The 16,177-nt window shown below is 50.4% G+C and carries 17 protein-coding genes, 1 pseudogene and 2 riboswitches; of the genes and pseudogenes, 7 read left to right on the top strand and 11 right to left on the bottom strand.

The features are described 5' to 3' along the window. Positions 1-60: 60 nt before the first annotated feature. Positions 61-143, bottom strand: a riboswitch (cyclic di-GMP riboswitch). Between the two features lie 30 nt (positions 144-173). The 4 genes from ACFSB2_RS18085 to ACFSB2_RS18070 are packed head-to-tail and all read right to left on the bottom strand — an operon-like array spanning position 174 to position 3,621. Then, entirely contained in the window at positions 174-473 is a 300-nt protein-coding gene (locus ACFSB2_RS18085; RefSeq protein WP_377944508.1) for an STAS domain-containing protein, read from the bottom strand. 16 nt (positions 474-489) lie between these two features. Next, entirely contained in the window at positions 490-2,505 is a 2,016-nt protein-coding gene (locus tag ACFSB2_RS18080; protein ID WP_377944507.1) for a flagellar assembly protein A, read from the bottom strand. Between the two features lie 15 nt (positions 2,506-2,520). Then, complete coding sequence (locus ACFSB2_RS18075) at positions 2,521-3,306, bottom strand: PP2C family protein-serine/threonine phosphatase (protein WP_377944506.1); 786 nt, start codon at positions 3,304-3,306, stop codon at positions 2,521-2,523. A gap of 3 nt (positions 3,307-3,309) precedes the next feature. Then, complete coding sequence (locus tag ACFSB2_RS18070; RefSeq protein ID WP_377944505.1) at positions 3,310-3,621, bottom strand: STAS domain-containing protein; 312 nt, start codon at positions 3,619-3,621, stop codon at positions 3,310-3,312. Between the two features lie 142 nt (positions 3,622-3,763). Continuing rightward, a riboswitch (cyclic di-GMP riboswitch) is annotated at positions 3,764-3,847 on the bottom strand. A 286-nt stretch (positions 3,848-4,133) separates the two neighbouring features. On the opposite strand from ACFSB2_RS18070, the gene ACFSB2_RS18065 reads away from it, so the two are divergent. Beyond that, positions 4,134-4,919, top strand: coding sequence for a hypothetical protein (locus tag ACFSB2_RS18065; protein WP_377944504.1), 786 nt, complete (start codon positions 4,134-4,136; stop codon positions 4,917-4,919). A 217-nt stretch (positions 4,920-5,136) separates the two neighbouring features. Here the strand turns inward: ACFSB2_RS18065 and ACFSB2_RS18060 are convergent, their stop codons facing one another. Then, on the bottom strand, positions 5,137-5,430 hold the full coding sequence (locus ACFSB2_RS18060) for a hypothetical protein (protein WP_377944503.1): 294 nt from the start codon (positions 5,428-5,430) through the stop codon (positions 5,137-5,139). A 448-nt stretch (positions 5,431-5,878) separates the two neighbouring features. On the opposite strand from ACFSB2_RS18060, the gene ACFSB2_RS18055 reads away from it, so the two are divergent. The 3 genes and pseudogenes from ACFSB2_RS18055 to ACFSB2_RS18045 all read left to right on the top strand — a co-directional run. After that, positions 5,879-6,067 carry a DUF5131 family protein gene (locus ACFSB2_RS18055; protein ID WP_377944502.1) on the top strand — a complete coding sequence of 63 codons (189 nt, stop codon included), beginning with the start codon at positions 5,879-5,881 and terminating at the stop codon, positions 6,065-6,067. Positions 6,068-6,179: 112 nt separating this feature from the next. Further along, positions 6,180-6,401, top strand: a complete 222-nt coding sequence (locus ACFSB2_RS18050) for a DUF5131 family protein (RefSeq protein ID WP_377944501.1) — start codon at positions 6,180-6,182, stop codon at positions 6,399-6,401. A gap of 35 nt (positions 6,402-6,436) precedes the next feature. Next, a pseudogene (locus ACFSB2_RS18045) lies at positions 6,437-6,553 on the top strand (ATP-binding protein); the annotation flags it as partial. Between the two features lie 93 nt (positions 6,554-6,646). Here ACFSB2_RS18045 and ACFSB2_RS18040 read toward each other — a convergent pair. Then, positions 6,647-7,120: a hypothetical protein gene (locus ACFSB2_RS18040; RefSeq protein WP_377944500.1), complete on the bottom strand. Its 474-nt coding sequence runs from the start codon at positions 7,118-7,120 to the stop codon at positions 6,647-6,649. A 300-nt stretch (positions 7,121-7,420) separates the two neighbouring features. Between ACFSB2_RS18040 and ACFSB2_RS18035 the strand changes: the two genes are divergently transcribed. Beyond that, positions 7,421-7,594 (top strand): hypothetical protein, encoded by a 174-nt coding sequence (locus ACFSB2_RS18035; protein WP_377944499.1) that lies wholly within the window; start codon positions 7,421-7,423, stop codon positions 7,592-7,594. A gap of 66 nt (positions 7,595-7,660) precedes the next feature. Here the strand turns inward: ACFSB2_RS18035 and ACFSB2_RS18030 are convergent, their stop codons facing one another. The 4 genes from ACFSB2_RS18030 to ACFSB2_RS18015 form a co-directional block, all read right to left on the bottom strand. Continuing rightward, positions 7,661-8,680 (bottom strand): zinc-dependent alcohol dehydrogenase, encoded by a 1,020-nt coding sequence (locus ACFSB2_RS18030; protein ID WP_377944498.1) that lies wholly within the window; start codon positions 8,678-8,680, stop codon positions 7,661-7,663. 159 nt (positions 8,681-8,839) lie between these two features. Further along, a complete protein-coding gene (locus ACFSB2_RS18025; RefSeq protein WP_377944497.1) occupies positions 8,840-10,168 on the bottom strand; it encodes an MFS transporter in 1,329 nt (442 codons plus the stop codon). Positions 10,169-10,388: 220 nt separating this feature from the next. Continuing rightward, a complete protein-coding gene (locus ACFSB2_RS18020) occupies positions 10,389-11,381 on the bottom strand; it encodes a hydroxyacid dehydrogenase (protein ID WP_377944495.1) in 993 nt (330 codons plus the stop codon). A gap of 313 nt (positions 11,382-11,694) precedes the next feature. Continuing rightward, entirely contained in the window at positions 11,695-12,303 is a 609-nt protein-coding gene (locus tag ACFSB2_RS18015) for a biotin transporter BioY (protein WP_377944494.1), read from the bottom strand. 208 nt (positions 12,304-12,511) lie between these two features. On the opposite strand from ACFSB2_RS18015, the gene ACFSB2_RS18010 reads away from it, so the two are divergent. Continuing rightward, a complete protein-coding gene (locus tag ACFSB2_RS18010) occupies positions 12,512-13,345 on the top strand; it encodes an energy-coupling factor ABC transporter ATP-binding protein (RefSeq protein WP_377944493.1) in 834 nt (277 codons plus the stop codon). After that, positions 13,329-14,999, top strand: a complete 1,671-nt coding sequence (locus ACFSB2_RS18005; RefSeq protein WP_377944492.1) for an ATP-binding cassette domain-containing protein — start codon at positions 13,329-13,331, stop codon at positions 14,997-14,999. The genes ACFSB2_RS18010 and ACFSB2_RS18005 overlap by 17 nt, the downstream gene beginning before the upstream one ends. A 37-nt stretch (positions 15,000-15,036) precedes the next feature. Here the strand turns inward: ACFSB2_RS18005 and ACFSB2_RS18000 are convergent, their stop codons facing one another. Further along, the gene (locus tag ACFSB2_RS18000) at positions 15,037-16,023 is read right to left on the bottom strand and encodes an NAD(P)H-quinone oxidoreductase (protein ID WP_377944491.1); all 987 of its coding nucleotides are present in this window, start codon (positions 16,021-16,023) and stop codon (positions 15,037-15,039) included. Positions 16,024-16,177 lie beyond the last annotated feature (154 nt).

Below are 16,177 nucleotides of genomic sequence, written 5' to 3'. Positions count from 1 at the left end.
CCATCTCTCCCACCCAATGTAAAAAATCCACCCCGGAAAGGTGGATTGACTCCGTCCCTTTTCGGCAACCCGGCTGCCATAGCGTGTGCTTTAGGCCCGTGGCTTTGTGTCCCCGCCTTTCAACGGGTTTACGATTGAACAAAAGGTCTATATTTATTTAGCTCAAAATTGATTTAGCTTAGAATATCTTCCAAACCGATGATGGCAAACACCTCTTGAATTTCATCGCTGACGTGTAAAAGTTCGTAATCTACGCCTTGACGCCCAAACAAATGAAGTGAGTTCACAATCGAACCAATGCCCGTGGAATCAATAAAATCAACACCTGTAAAATCAATGTAAACTTTTCGCACATTCTGGAACTCAATTTTGGACATTTCATCTTCGAAAATATCCACGCCGTTCATATCCAAGGCGCCCACCAACATCAGTTTTATCGTTTCGTCTTCCAAATTCGTCCGAAGTTCAAACATCCCGCTATTCTCCTTTTTACCTTAGGATCAAATCACCGTGATCATCGACCCTGATACGCACATCCATCTCTTCATTGATCAGCTTTTTGGCTAGCTTCGATATCTTAATCACCGTATCCGTACCTATCGTATCCGCTTGAATGTATCCTTCATCATTGGTTAGCCAAACCTCTGTCCTGCTCCCGCTATTCGATCCAATCTCCTTTGCCTCTATGAAATTGCCCGCTTGCACGCGCCCGCCTCGCAAAATGCCCTGGACTTGAAACCCACCCTTGCAATAGATGTCAGAACCATAGCAAAAGCGCTCGACGTTCACATCCCAAGCCGACTTGATGGTGCTGTTGGTCAAGCTCTGCACTCGAATATTCATCTTCTTATTCGCATCTTGCTCGATGGAAACGATAATCGTGCCCATGTACTCAACAAGTGACTCCAGTTGAATCAATTTAGATACCAAAGGATGAAAATAGCAGAAGCTCTTCTCCAAAAAATCCATGATCTTATGCACATCAGGGTCAAAGCTTTGTCGTTCATTCTTGATTGGACGGCTCAATTCACGAATGCGGACGGGCAAATCTTTGAACTTCACCTCTGTCAACAATTTCAACAGCGGCTGCAATCCTTTTTTGGCGATATCCCCCTTCGTGAACGCCTGATTTGCCTCAAGTTGCTTTAGCGCCGTGATCACGCCGATGAGATCCCTGTGAATCAAACGAAAACTCGGAAGCATATTGTCCCAAAACAAATTTGCGTGACCACAAATGATGTCTGCGCCAATCACAGGCCCTTGTATGACCGTGTCCCCTCGTGTTCTGATGGTGGCTTTTGCCACAGCGCCCGTCACATGCAAATTACCGCCAACTTCAACCGTCATTCCTTCTTCGATATTGCCCAACACGTAAACATCCCCATGAAAACGAATGTTTCCTGTCTGGATGTTCACATTTCCGTTGTGTACAAGTTGCGGCAATATGCTGAAGTGCATCGTATGATTCGCGCGTCTTTGGATCCGCACCCGCCCTGAAGCAGTGGCAACCACTTTTTGCTCCCCGCGCAGCGCCGTACCTTCCTCAGCCACAATGGTGAGATCCCTCACTTTAGCAACTGGGATTTCTTGATTAAAAACGTCTCTCCCGTTCACTCCGGGTGTAGCGGGAGTGGCTTGTCCAATGAGTTCCCCCGCCCTGACATTGTGCAGACTAAACCGCTCTTTCCAATCGATGATATCCGATAGCGTAAATCTGTCTTTCTGTTCAGTCTTGCTCTTCGACGCCAGCTCAAATTCCCCGTCGGTTCCACATATCGGCTCAATCCCTTTGGCCACTACGTATGTAGCAGGCGTTTGCGCTTGGCACGCAAGACGAATTTGATCACGATCAATGCCAAATTGAACACCGATCTCAGACAAAGCCTCATCGATGTACTGTTCAGTAAGATGATTCACCACTTGTTTGTCTTCCGTCACTTCAAGTAAAAGCTCCCGGCTTGGTGGGTGATCTCTGATGCGCCGAACTATGTTGTAGCCAGGTTCAAATGTCAGCGTAACCTGCATTTTATCCGGCGAAACCGTCAGACTCATCCTCGGCTCTACTCGCTCATTCAGCAATTCAACGTCAATGACATCCTCTTCAATGACCAAGGTTGTTCCCTTGACGGCTTCTCCATTGACGCGTAAAACAAGTCCGTCGCACGGCGTTACCAATGCATAATGGAAAATGCCATTCTTACAAGCAATTTGGCCATTTTTCACCCACGCGGTCCCTTCTGGCACCAGCTCTTCGGATTGAAAATACGTTGTGGATGTATCTTCCGCATTCTCTTCAAGGCCTGCTTCATGCGCTTGGCTTCCAACATCACCGGAAGTTCGTCTTTTCAATGCGGCCTGAATCACTGCAGAGCGGCCAAAAAATCCGCGACTTCCCCTATCCACGATTTCGTACTCTATTTCATCTTCCGAAACCTTGAATTGTCTCGCCGCATTGCGAACCGCCTCCGCCACCGTTTTGCCACGTGTGATGATTACGCCTAACATTCCGGGTACACCTCCTCACATTCGGCGAACAGCGACGATGGTGACGTCATCTCTCCTATATGACCGCGAGAAACATCGCACATCATCTGTAATATGTTGGATTAACTCCAGCAAACTTTGGCCTTTTTTTTCTTCAATCGCTTGCTTCAAGTTGTGGTATCCGTATTGGTTCTTGTTGGTGTCCATCGCCTCAAGAACGCCGTCGGTACATAAAACCAACACGTCCCCTGTTGAAAAAGGCACCGTAAAATCTCGATATTGCCGATTCTTTAACAGACCGATGACGGTTCCCTTCGCCTCTAGTTTTATCGACCTTTCCTCATTTGCCCGCATTAAAATTGGATTGGGATGTCCAGCGGAAGTATAAGTGAACTCCCCAGATCCGACATGGAACACACCGCAGAATAACGTGGAAAAAGCGTGGAGGCGCGTCATATCTTTCTGCAGCGAGTTATTCAATTGCCACACCAGTTCACTAGGTGTTCGACTAAAATTAGTCAGAATGCGCACTGTAGACCGCACCATCACCATCAATAGTGAAGCAGGGATCCCTTTTCCCATCACATCGCCAATCAATATCCAGTACCGTCCATTGCGCTCATCATAGATAAAATCGTAATAATCACCACTCAGACGATAAGCCGGAATAGACAGACCCAAGCACGACAGTTCACTGCAAGCTGGAATCTCATCATCTAACAGCATTTTTTGAATCGTCTCAGCCGCCTTTACTTCGTCTGATGAGTGTTCTATCGATTCCAGATACTTCTCAAACTGGTGCTGCAGTTCGTTCGTTCTCAATGGCTATCCTCCATTCAAGCCATGCAGAATATCAGAGATACCCATCTCATCTAATATTTCCATAATATAAGGTGGAATGGTTTCGACCGTAATGTTGCCCCCGTCTTCCCTCAGTTCCATTACAGAGCGCAATAGAAGTCCGATGCCTGTAGAATCGATAAAATGAACCCCGCTAAAATCCAGTGATATGGTTTGATCACGATGCTGTGCAATCTGCACCAAAACCTCATCAACTGTTGAAAAATCCACTTCACCGACCATTTCGATGACTATCGAATCTGCAGAACGATTTTTTATCTTTACCGACAAACTCAAGTGCCTAACCCCCCCGTGCAACTCACTAACCAACCCTCTTTAAATCTGTACAGAAAATGAGATTGCCGTTTCACAATTCCCTCGGGGCACATAAATAAAAGCAACCCCTAATCAATGAGGTTGCTTTACCAGAATTGTATTTGGTAGCAACCCGGCGATCGTAGACAATGTCCTTAGACCCGTAGCTTTGCGTCTCAGCGTTTCCACTGATTTGCCAAATGACGATTTATAAATTGTCTTCCTTGCGTAAATCTCCACTGTGATTTGAGCATTCCACAATTGAAAACATCGAGGCAGAGGATCTGTGAGGCAAGAAGATACAGTCATATACTGTCTTTCATCACTGAATCCTTAACACGACACCATTTCATTCGACAAAATGAGACACAATCCTCCACATGTTCAAAGATATCGCTAGAAAATACAGGAGAGGCACCACTTTACAAATGAATAATATTTCTAGATAATTTGTACAAAAGTAGACGTCTCGTTACAATAATGGTGTATTAGCGTTGAATGAACGGGACGTTCGAGCCGTGTTGGAACGACTTTTATCAGATGTCTTGGGATATGAACCGGATCAAATTGACCGTGAACCGGACCACGCAGACTTTCTCCTTTTGTATCGCGGCGTGAAATTGATGGTCATTGAGACGAAGGATTGGGACGTCTTTCACAAACAAGAAGCGTTGGACGCTGCACTCCTGCAAGCCTGCACGTACGCCGAACGTCATCGGGTTCAATACATCGCCGCGTTTGACGGAGTGCGTCTAGTGTTAGGTGAACGCGCTGGAAATGAAATACGCCTCAAAATCGAATTATGTATCGATGAAGATGAACCACACGAAAACCTGTTTTTCTTCTCTCACTATGGCTTGTCTAAGTTGCCAAAAGACGTGATGCGCGCATTGCCCATCTCCCCGAATGAAGTCGCGGCTGTCGATATGAATTTATCAGAATACAAAACACATCATGGCGTCAAACTGCACTACTCCTGTTTTGCCTACATTGGAGATCTGCGCGCGAAATCGACATGGAAAATGCCCTATCGAAATGAAGATGGGTCCGTGGATACGCGGCGGATCGACAAAGCCGTAAACTATTTATTTAGTCCTGGTGGATATCGCGGCGCAACGGCGCGCGAGAGCAGTGTGCCTCAAGCGGCACAGCCGGAAGTGGCGCGCAAACTTGCTATCGCCTATCAGGAAATCGGAAAATGGGAAGCTGATTCTGCTTCCAAGTCGGTTCAAACACTCTGGAATTATTTATCCAGCCGCGGAGAGACTCAACTGAACTAGATATCTTGCCGATCCGGCTAGCCTGAACGTACGCCAAACGCGCAAGGGATTACCAAGACGGCAAGATGCACAACAGCCCCGTCCCACATTGGCGACCAGGCTGCTGTCATATCAACAAGTTCTAGCGAGTGTTTATCTACTTCGAGCAGGCGCCAGAACTGGTGAATCATGGCGCTGTAGATAAAGCGTCGTTTTCCCGTGCGAAGCTGCCTATTATCTAGAATCCATGATTGGGATCATTCACGAAGTCGATAGATCCACACTGCCGACAAACGAACACATGAACGGCCACATTGCGCTCCATTGCGGTATTGAGGAATTCTTCGTCCCGACCGCCAAACAACAGATCAGTGACCAGCCCTGCCCCACGACTCAATCCACCTGTGCGAATCGCGTGCGCGCCATGATACTGCATGGTGATATGGCAGCGCGCGCACTCATGGTCTTCATTGTATTGACCATCTTGGCTGATGCCTTCCGCTGCGCGGCGAAGCGAATCAAAAAAGCCCATTTCATCTTACCTCCTCGGCATTTCCTGTACTCATTATTCGTCGTCGATTTCGCAACTCCTGTCCGGGTCACCGCGTTGGCGCCGCATGTGGCAGATTCCATCTTCCCTCCACACAAAATTCTCCCTGCCGCGACTTTGAACATGCAAAAACATGCCTATCAAACCATACTACGCCCTCGCTTTGTTTCTTGTGACGGTATTTAACCGCTATGTCATCTCAAACACAGAATTTATACTATCGGCGAAATGACCAGTACGCTAGCTTAAAGATCCTACTTCAAGTATTTCCTCGTTTAACTTCAAAGACAATCTCTGACGACCTAGAATCTCGTATTATTTTTCACAAAGTTGGCGTTGAAACCCTTGATGGTACACCAATTGACTTCACTCAATATCGGAATGCCATCGGAACTGGGGCGATGCTTGTAAACAATAAAAAAATCGTCAAATGCTGCCTGGAACCCGACCACGGGATGTACCAAAGTCAGTGAGAGATGCAGGAGCGAGTGGTTTTTCGTTAACCCTTCAACATGATTTGCTTGAACTACCGCTCCGCTGGAAGAATCCAAAGAAAATTTTCGTGAATAGTATGTCAAACTTGTTTCATAAAGATGTGCCCGGCGATTACATTCAGTAGGTATTCTCCACCATGAATAAAGCCCAACAACATACCTTTCAAGTTCTCACAAAGCGCCCAGAACGGATAGCTGAACTATCACTTTTTCTCAATTAGAAACCGAACATCTGGCTTGGAACAAACGTTAGACTTTTCAGAAATATATTGGGTTATCGTAGGTGGGGAATCCGGACCAAGGTCGCGCCCTATAGCTCCATGTTGGCCACGTGAGATTCGAGATTTATGTATCTCTCATCACATACGGTTCTTTTTTAAACAATGGGGCGGTGTGCAGAAGCATCGTACTGGGCGTTTACTTGATCGTCGTACATGGGACGAATTTCCTAGCATTTAAACGATTCTAAGATGCTCTAGCGGAATTCAGTGTTTGGGGACACATGCCTAACTGCAGTATTGCTCGACAGATTAGTACACCACGCGCACATTCTCGCCTTTACGAAAGAGAGTTTCCGATTGCGCAATGCGCTTTCGACGGTTTCATCTTAATCTACCGTCAATGATTTGGCAGTACCATGCACAAATTGGCCGCAATTGTCTCTGCACTTTCTACTTGCGAAACAAAAGAAACCTAAACCTTGCTTAAATCTTCACTTTGGCATATGCAGATGAAAGTTGATTTATTAGCTGCTTGATATCGTTTATCGTTGGATTCCGCTTCTGAATGAATTGCTTTACTTCTGGCGAAACATCATCTAAGTATTGAACCACAGTCTTGTTATGTACATTATTATATTCAAGTAAGTACAGCATGATACTATGAACGCTGCTTACATTATTCACGCCATAATAGTTAAATAAAGGTTCAGCCGCTCCCATCGTAATATCTGCTTTGTCGATTTCAGTCGCTACATCCTTGCGACTTTGTATATCGTTGGGATGCTTTATCGAGTAATTTTCATCATCAATAGCGATGGATAAATACGATGAAAAACTACTCATGCTTTCTACCGCAGCTTTCTTGTTAACCATGGTTAATCGGTCGAAATAATGCACAGCCAAACACAATAATAATACACCGAAAACAATAAGAATGATGGAACGTCCCCTATTCATAAATTACCCCCTTTCAAAATTTTGAGAGATCGGTTAAATGATAACCGATCTCTCACGAAAATATTATCTCTGGATTGAATTTTGCCACTAGAATACATAGATCCTCGGACGAATACCCATCTTTATATGTTGCATCACTAGCATTGCATAAATAAATTTTGAGTTTGTCAAGCGTGTTCGTCGTCGAAACATGCCGTCCAATGTTTGGCGTATTCGATTTGCTGTCACCTATAGACATGAAAAAACGCCTTAGAACGAGAGGTGCAGGTAGTCCTGTCCAACTGCTAACGAAGAATACACATGGATAAGGGTGCCATGAAAACCGCACTGGCGGAATATCTCGTTCCGCTTACCGCTGATTCCATTTTGCAGGAATTGAATACACTCAAGTTAGATCGGTATGTCAAAAGACTTAGCACGGGACGTACACTGTCTTTCGTCAATGTGTGCAAATCATCTGTCAAATCGGTATGAAACGCGCTGTCGGCACCCATGGGTATGGTCCTCCTTCGCTTGAGATTGGACTGGCGAAACTCTTTCTCAATCTTGTGGCCGAAGCAACACTTTCGTGACTTCTCCTGCCTGTCCAAGCAACCGTTTGAACCATTGTTCCCCTTCACTTAGGGGAGCGCTTACAACACCCCCTTGAAAACCCACGCGGCCCTCGGAAAGATAACGGAGCGCGAGTTCGAAATTCAAAGTGCTGTAGGCAAACGCGCCCATGGTGCGAATTTCCTTGCGTATCATGTCGTTGATGGGCAGATTTGACACAGCTTCGTGCAACCCAGTAAACACGACAGCGCCCCCTGAAGTGACAGCAGATATACAGCATTCACGCGTGATGTTGTTGCCAACTGCATCAAATGCAGCATCAACGCCCATGCCATCAGAAAACGCCTGCAGCTCAGCAAGGATATCCTGCTCTGATGGATTCACAGCATATGCGCCGAGACGTCTCGCCTGTTCTAGACGAAGCGGATTTGTATCTGCAACCATGACCTGATTTACGCCATGGAGGCGGAGAACCTGAAGAATCAATTGCCCAATCGGCCCCATGCCCATCACCAGCACGGTATGATTCGGTGAAACACCGGCAGATTCCACGGCCCGCACAGCGCATGCAACCGGCTCGGTCAAAGCGCCTTGTTCAAACGTCAACGATGGAGGCAACGCATAGACGAAGCGCTCATTCACTTTTACATATTGCGCATTGCTGCCAGGTAATGATGCGCTCAACAGTCTGCGGTTGGCGCACAGTTGCTGTCTACCGCCTTTGCAATAGCGACACGCCCCGCAAGTCGCGAGTGGATTGGCAGTGACTCTATCCCCCACTTTGAACCTCGTCACCCCATCTCCCACTTCCGTCACCGTACCAGCAAACTCGTGCCCAAAGATCACCGGAGGGACCCGCAACGAGTTTTGCCCGAGGTATCCACTCAACTCTGAACCACAGATGCCGGAACAAGCAACTTCCACCAAAACATCCGTGCGCTCCAGCGACGGCACTTCGACGTCGCGCAAATTCATCTGCCGTGGCCCTTCGTAAACCAGTGCTTTCATCATCCATCCCTCACATCACTCGATACTTGTTTAAAACAGATTCGTCAATGGATATCCCAAGTCCTGGCCGATCCGGCACCTCACCACATGAAAATAGACCGCGGCAGAGCATCGTCTGCAGCGGTCAAACATGGTATCCAAAACAACATCAATCGCGCCTTACGATGAAGTCTGCGGCGCCATCCCGTCCATCTTTTCCACGTCACCGTTCCGCTCACGCAACCCCTGTGGCAACAGCAAGCTGCCGACCACCCCGACGATGGAAAACCCGGCTGGCAGGACAAACGCGATGGTGTACGCATGACGCGCCGCTGCAAAATTCGCCCCGGTCGCGCCGCCAGCGGCATCGATGATAGCGCCAAACAACACCGGCAACAGCACGGCGCTCAGAAATCCACCTGTGTTCGCAAAACCGGAAGCCACCCCAGAACGCTCTGCCGGAACTTGGTCGCGAATGACCGCAAATGTCAACAAGGTGCTGCCACAGCCAAAACCGACAATGAACATGATGAGACCTGCCACAAACAGCGGTGGCTCCCCCCGCCAGAGGACAATCGCCAACCAGGCGATGGTGGACAGCGTCTGTGTCACGATATATGGCCGACGCCTATCGTGTATCCTCTCGCTCAACCATCCCATCAGCGGACTCGCCACGAGCGCCCCAATGAACGAAGTCAGTGTGAACCATGCAGCCTCTGCCCGTGGCAAGCGGTAGACATCCATAAAATACGGGACGACCCAGAGACTTACCATCGACAGATACGTGCCCATCGCGCCGAAGTGACAGCAGAATGTCGTCCAAGCCAGCCTACTCCGGACGACATCGGCCAACATCTGTCCAATGGGCACTCGTTCAACGCGCACACTGCCCGCTTGTGCAACAGCGGCCGCACGCGCTGGTCTTGCGCCAATCAGAACGATAAAATCGACGACGCCCGCAGCCACCAGCAGGATGCCAATGACCATAAAGGGTATGTGCCAGCCCGCGACCGCAATCCAGGCCGCCAATGGGATGCTTGTCACCAGCGCCCCCAGATTGCCAGCCGTATTGACCATTGCCAACACAACCGCAAACCGGCCCTTGGCAAACCATTTGGCGAGAATCAATACAATGTTCACCCAGATCAGAGAATCGCCGAGCCCAACGATGGCCCGTCCTACCAGCAGCCAGCCAAAGCTGTGCGCAGACGTAAACACCAAGGTGCCGACACCGTCGCACAACACGCCGATAACCAACAGACGTTCTGGACCCGACTTGTCTCCGTAGAGACCCACAGGAATTTGTATCAGCATATATAAGAGATACTGAATGCTCGTGATGGTTCCGAGCATAGCGGCAGAAACATGAAACTCAGCTTGCAGTTGATCGGAAATCACACCTGGGCCCGTCCGCTGCGTAAATACCAGCAGATACGACACCCCGATGCTTGCGAGCACCAGCCAACGCCACTCTGTCACAAGACCCGTTCCGATTTTTGCGTCTCGCATATTCCTTGATACCTCACCGATGTTGGATTCAATGATGACGACATCTGACTCTAGTACAGTGAGGCAACAATGTCAAAAGGCACATCATGCCACTATTTCTCTTTATGATGTTAGAAGTGGTGGGAAAGTTGCGTGATGGCGTTTTAGCTATAGTGATTGAGGTACCTAAAGACAAAGCAAGTGCCCATCAACATGCGCACCGTTTGCGTGAACAGACCCCTCAGGCCAAAATCGCCCATTTACTCGCATCTACGGCATACTTAGGTTGCGCACCGCCAAGATAACCAAACACGTCACTCAGCACTTCATACATCAACGCCTGATGACCCTCGACCGTATCGCCAGCGATATGCGGTGTCAAAAGGACATTATCCATCGATAGAAATGGATGATCCGCCCGCAACGGTTCTGCGTGAAACACATCGAAGGCAGCCAAAAACCTGCCTGACTGCAATTGGGCAATCAGTTCGTGTTCCTCGACGACAGCGGCGCGAGATGAGTTGATGAGAATGCCTCCATCGGGTATGAGACTGAGCAATTCAGCGCCTATCATATGTTTCGTCTCTGGAATAGAGGGGATATGCAAGGAGATGATCTCACACTGCATGACTTCTTCCAACGTAGCTTTTTGGACGCCAAGACGCGCCATCTGCGCGGCTTCAAGATAGGGATCATAGACCAGCACTTCGCAGTTGAACGGTTCAAGCAGACGAATAAATGCCCGTGCGGTGGAACTCGCCGACACGATGCCGACCCGCTTCTTGGTCAGTTCGCGCCGCCGCAAATCGCCGCTTTTCCACCCGCTCTCCCGCACATTTGCGTCCCATTCCGCCAAGCGGTTCAGCATGGTGAGCAGTGCCGTCAGGCAATACTCGCCCACAGACCAAGCAATCCGTGGCGCTGCGGAAAACACGGCAATATCGCGATCAAAAATGGATTCCGGCACCAGGCTTTTGACCGATCCCGCTGCATGCGCGACGACGCGCAGACGACCTGCCCTTGCCAGCATTTCCGCGGTGATGGCTGGCGATCCCCAACTGGTCAAAAGGATTTCAGCGTCCCCGATGAGATCGGACAATTCCGCCGCTGTGAGATCGCGGTCCAGTTCGTTCCAAATGGGATCACAATGCTGTTCAATCAGCTTTCTGCACGCTACAGAGCAGACATCGTCAAGTCTGTGCCGCGTAGGCAGCACCAGTGTCTTATATTTCATTGTCATAACACTCCTCGTCTTTGTGAAAAAGCACGCTTGAACGGTACATCCACATACCATCAATCGCCGATGACAGAGCTACTCAAATTGTAATGACCACATCGTTTATTAAAATTCCAGCGCTCACTTATGTCAATATTCAAACAAATCAACCGTTAGTCACGCAATTTGCAGCTCAACTGTACTGCGCCCTTTCCTGACGCTCACCAAACCCTACAAAAAATCGCAGCTTCCGCCATTTGTGACTTAGCGGAAGCTGCAAATTATCGTTATGATATCTGTCGACCTACTGAACACGCAGCGAAAACGCCTACTACATCCCCTTGGATGACTTCGCTTTGGCAGGTGTATCCTCGGCCGAGACATACTGCTGGCCATGGATGATGCGCGCTTGGGAGTAGTACTTGCGCACGCGCTGCAATATTCCCCCGGCGATCACGGCTTTGGCGGCATCCCCTAGAATAAAAGGCGCACACCCTTGCAGCAACGCGCGGCCCAAGGACTCATTACCCACAACGTGACGCAGCCACAAGACGCCGGGGATGTATACCGGCAAGTCGCCCAGCACGAACGCTGCAAGGCACAAGAGTAGGAATTCGCCGCGCGCGCCGGATCGAATGCGTCGTGTTGCCATACCCATCAGCCATGCGCAAAGCGGGTAGGCCCAGATATAGCCTGCCGTCGGGCCAATCAAAACCCCTAGACCCGCGCGACCGTCGATGAGGGGCAAGCCAATGACATCCAGCCCAATCACCAACAGATATGTAAACCCGCCATACCAAGCGCCCAACAAACCGCCCGTCAGCATCACAACCAAGTTTTCCAAAGTGATGGGTACGACGCCCACCGGAATGTTCACGAGACTAAGCACCGCAAACAATGCGGCAAATAGTGCAGAAAATACGAATCCTCGCAACCGCACAAAAAATCCTCCTTTGCGAACCAATCATTGTTAACTTAATATATAATCACAGTTAACAATTGATACATTAACATAGAATGGCGAGTCTCGCCATGCGTGATATGCCTCGTTCCAGCAAGAGTAGACAAATGCCAGTCTATCAGAGTAGCGCGGATGGCCTACGCAATGATCAATATTTATTGATAAATATAGAAGAGGGAATGATTTGATGCCAACTGCAATTCATATGGAAGATGTCAGCGTGCTTCGCCATGGACAAACGAAACCAATACTGCGACAGCTCAGCCTGAACGTGCAGAGTGGACAGTGGGTGGCCCTGTGCGGGCAAAATGGCGCGGGGAAAACGACACTTGCGCGGACGCTGCTTGGTTTATGCCCAATTGCCGCAGGGCGCATCCGCATTCACGGCCACGACGTCAAAGAGGCCACTGCACAGCAAATTCAAATGGTGTTCCAGCCGCCGATGGCACAACTTGTCGGCAGCACCCTCTATGAGGAGTTGGCCCTTACTTTGGTGCAAAGATTTCCGGCCATCAACACGGCTGACTTGCTCCACCAAATCTCGGACATTTGCCAGCTTGTCGGTTTGAACGTGCCCATCGATGCATCGGTTCACGCTTTGTCAGGCGGCCAACTGCAACGACTGTGTATTGCGCAAGCCCTGCTGTCCGGTGCTGAAGTTCTTTTGTTGGATGAAGCATCCGCAGCGCTCGATGCGGATGCGCGCAACCAACTGCGTCATTTGTTGCGGGAACTTGTCAAACAGGGGAAAACCATCCTGTTCATCTCACACGACATGGAGGACGTGCTGGCTGCCGACAGGGTCGTCTTGCTGGCAGACGGCGGGATTGTGCAGGATTGCCACCCGGCTGATTTTTTCTACGATGCACAAGGGACCGATTGTCCCGCGCGAGATTTTGGCTTTGCCCCTCCATTTCTAGTGGAGACAGCGCTGATGTACAACCGACTGGAGCGTCAGCATATCAAGCCTTGTTCCGAATCTGCTTTTGTGGAGGCGTTGGCACATGTTGTTAGAACTTGATGATATCCATGTGCAGACACAATCGAACACACGCCTTACAGCGGTGAGCACGACGGTGTCAGAAGGTGAATACCTCCTGATTGTCGGCCGCAATGGCGCCGGCAAATCCAGTCTCCTCGATGTGATGAACGGCTTGTTGCGGCCAACATCCGGTACGGTGCGCGTCAACGGCCAAGTCCTATGGGGAGGACGACATTCGCGTGGGGATCGACATCAAATCGGTTATTTAGATCAATCTGCAGAGTTCAGTTTGTTTGCGGGAACCGTTGTCGAGGAGTTTGCCTTCACTTATGGCGTAAAACCGCACCAACTGATGCAGGATCTGACGCCAGTGCAAGCGGCCTTGGCAGCCGTCGGGCTTGATGATGTCGATGTCACATCGTCGCCAGCGGAATGGAGTTTAGGGATGCAGCGGCGCTTCGCCCTCGCCTTGATCCTGGCTAGCCCTTTGGCGTGCCTGATGCTTGACGAACCGACCGCTGGCCTAGACGCCTGCAGCGAACAGGCACTGTTGCGTCAAATTGACCAAGTGTATCAGTCAGGGCGGACTGTCGTCATTGCAAGTCATGATCTCGACACATTCTTGCCGCGCGCCACGCGCGTCTGGGTTGTGGAAGAGGGGCAAATTGTATTTGACGGCCCAGCGGCGACCTTTCGCGAACACCCGTCGGTATGGGCAAATCGACATGTGCCCACACCCGCCTCGCTGCGGCTGTGCCAAGCTCTGACGGCAAGCGGTCTTCCGCTTGCGCTCACGTCCAGTCCTGCGCCAGAGGATTTGGCCCGGCAATTGGCACAAATCCAAAGAGAACATGGCTCCAACTCGATGACGCCCACCAAAGTGACATCGACACAAACAAAAGAAGAAGTGGAACAGACCACCTCGACACCAGAACGAAAAAAGCGCGCCAATGGACCGGATCCGCGCGCGCGCTGGTTAGGGGTCACATGTATCACAATCTCCCTGGCGCTGACCAGTGGCGCGCGCGCCGCAGAGTTGGGCGTGGCGGCCACCATCTTCTTTCTTATCCTGTTTCGCGCTTCGTTGCGGCGCGTTGGGCAGTGGACCATCGTTTGGGCCATATTTGCCACCATGACCACGCTCTTCTCGGCTGGCCAATTGGGCTATCCATTTCAGCCACAGCAAGCGTACGGGATACAATTCGAAGTGGCGCGTGCAACCCTGGTCCAATTGCTCCCCTACTGGTGTTTTCTCCAAATTGGCCAGTTGTTGGTTTCACGCACCACCGCATTGCAAGTGCACAGCATGGTGGCCTGGGTCTTGCGCAGCCTTCGCCTGCCCCCGCGCGTCTGTCACGGCGCTGGTCTGTTGGCAGGCATGATCTTTCGCTTTATCCCGGCTATTGGCGCGATGTATCAGGCACAGTTGCGCGCCTATCACGTGCGGACCCATCGCTTACAAAAAAGTTGGGGTGCGACTTTCCGCGTCAATGCCGTCCTCGCGCCTTTGATGATTCGGCTCATCCACTTTGGGGAGACGACGACAGACGCCATGCAGGCGAGGCGCATTTTTGCCACCCCGCTCAATCTGCGCGCCATCCTCAATGAGCGATTAACGCTGCGCGACTGGCTGACGGGCGGACTTGGCGTCTCACTGGCCCTGCTCATCCTCATCGCAGCGCGATTCGGCTAGCACTGGCGGGATCAGAATCAGAGGTCGAATGGCTTCTTTAGTGGCCGATGTTCAAGACAATCTTGCCGATGTTCTGATTCGATTCCATATGGCGATGGGCGTCCGCCACCTTTGTCCAATCAAAGACCGAATCAATCACCGGCTCGATCTCGCCTGTTGCCAGCGCCGCACCAGCAAACGCTTGAAACGCTGCTGTGAGCTCAATCTTTGTGGCCAGCGATCTGCTTCTCAACGCGGTGCCAATGATATGTATGCGACGCGCCAGCAACATGCCGAGATTGACCTCTTCCACCTTTGTGCCACCCATTGTCCCGATCAGCAGGAGACGACCATCCACGCCAAGCGACGCCAAGTTGTCGGCAAAGTACGACGCGCCGATGAAATCCATGATGATGTCGGCACCTTGATGGTTCGTCTGCTCCTTTACAAATTCGACAAAGGAACCGTCGTGATAATTCCAACCCGCTTGCGCGCCAAGCGAGCGGCAACGTTCCAATTTCAGTTCAGAACCGGCAGTGACCAGCGCCTTCGCCCCAGCCAACCGAATCAATTGCAAAGCCGCTGTGCCTACACCACTTGCCCCTGCATGGACGAGCACCGTTTCATCAGGCGCCAATTGCCCCAAGACAAACAGATTCAAATATGCGGTGAGAAATACTTCGGGCACAGCTGCACCTTCTGCATAGGTCATTTCCGAAGGCAATGGCATCAACATGCCAGCTGGCACGGTGACATATTGCGCATAGCCACCGCCAGGCAGCAATGCGTACACCCTGTCCCCGACTGCCCAAGATGAGACACCGTCCCCTAGCGCGATGACATCCCCTGCCATCTCCAGACCAAGAATCTCACTGGCTCCCTTTGGTGCAGGATACTGTCCCCGCCGCTGCAACAGATCCGCTCGGTTCAGGGCCGTTGCGCGCACACGCACAAGCACTTCCCCCGCCTGTGGTTTTGGTGTTTCCGCTTCACCGATATACAACATTTCAGGGCCGCCATGCGCGCGAAGCAAGACCGCTTCCATAGACCATTTCCCCTTCTGCTAACTGTGATATCACATCTGCTACAACAACCTTAACATATTTTCCCTAAAAGCGTTCTCCCTTATAAAAGAAATGTTGCACAAATGGAGCCATTCCGCTCACTTGTGCAACATTTCTTCATTCGCGTCTTATCGG

Origin of the sequence: Alicyclobacillus fodiniaquatilis, assembly GCF_042678105.1 — a bacterium.
Classification (GTDB): Bacteria; Bacillota; Bacilli; order Alicyclobacillales; family Alicyclobacillaceae; genus Alicyclobacillus; species Alicyclobacillus fodiniaquatilis.
Note: the sequence above shows the minus strand (reverse complement) of the source record. Positions and strands in the feature narration are given on the sequence as shown.

What these genes read in the sequence shown, in the direction of transcription:
- ACFSB2_RS18085 (WP_377944508.1), bottom strand. Translation starts at nt 473, where the DNA reads ATGTTTGAACTTCGGACGAATTTGGAAGACGAAACGATAAAACTGATG.
- ACFSB2_RS18080 (WP_377944507.1), bottom strand. Translation starts at nt 2,505, where the DNA reads ATGTTAGGCGTAATCATCACACGTGGCAAAACGGTGGCGGAGGCGGTT.
- ACFSB2_RS18060 (WP_377944503.1), bottom strand. Translation starts at nt 5,430, where the DNA reads ATGGGCTTTTTTGATTCGCTTCGCCGCGCAGCGGAAGGCATCAGCCAA.
- ACFSB2_RS18055 (WP_377944502.1), top strand. Translation starts at nt 5,879, where the DNA reads ATGCTGCCTGGAACCCGACCACGGGATGTACCAAAGTCAGTGAGAGAT.
- ACFSB2_RS18040 (WP_377944500.1), bottom strand. Translation starts at nt 7,120, where the DNA reads ATGAATAGGGGACGTTCCATCATTCTTATTGTTTTCGGTGTATTATTA.
- ACFSB2_RS18035 (WP_377944499.1), top strand. Translation starts at nt 7,421, where the DNA reads ATGGATAAGGGTGCCATGAAAACCGCACTGGCGGAATATCTCGTTCCG.
- ACFSB2_RS18030 (WP_377944498.1), bottom strand. Translation starts at nt 8,680, where the DNA reads ATGAAAGCACTGGTTTACGAAGGGCCACGGCAGATGAATTTGCGCGAC.
- ACFSB2_RS18025 (WP_377944497.1), bottom strand. Translation starts at nt 10,168, where the DNA reads ATGCGAGACGCAAAAATCGGAACGGGTCTTGTGACAGAGTGGCGTTGG.
- ACFSB2_RS18020 (WP_377944495.1), bottom strand. Translation starts at nt 11,381, where the DNA reads ATGAAATATAAGACACTGGTGCTGCCTACGCGGCACAGACTTGACGAT.
- ACFSB2_RS18010 (WP_377944493.1), top strand. Translation starts at nt 12,512, where the DNA reads ATGCCAACTGCAATTCATATGGAAGATGTCAGCGTGCTTCGCCATGGA.
- ACFSB2_RS18005 (WP_377944492.1), top strand. Translation starts at nt 13,329, where the DNA reads ATGTTGTTAGAACTTGATGATATCCATGTGCAGACACAATCGAACACA.
- ACFSB2_RS18000 (WP_377944491.1), bottom strand. Translation starts at nt 16,023, where the DNA reads ATGGAAGCGGTCTTGCTTCGCGCGCATGGCGGCCCTGAAATGTTGTAT.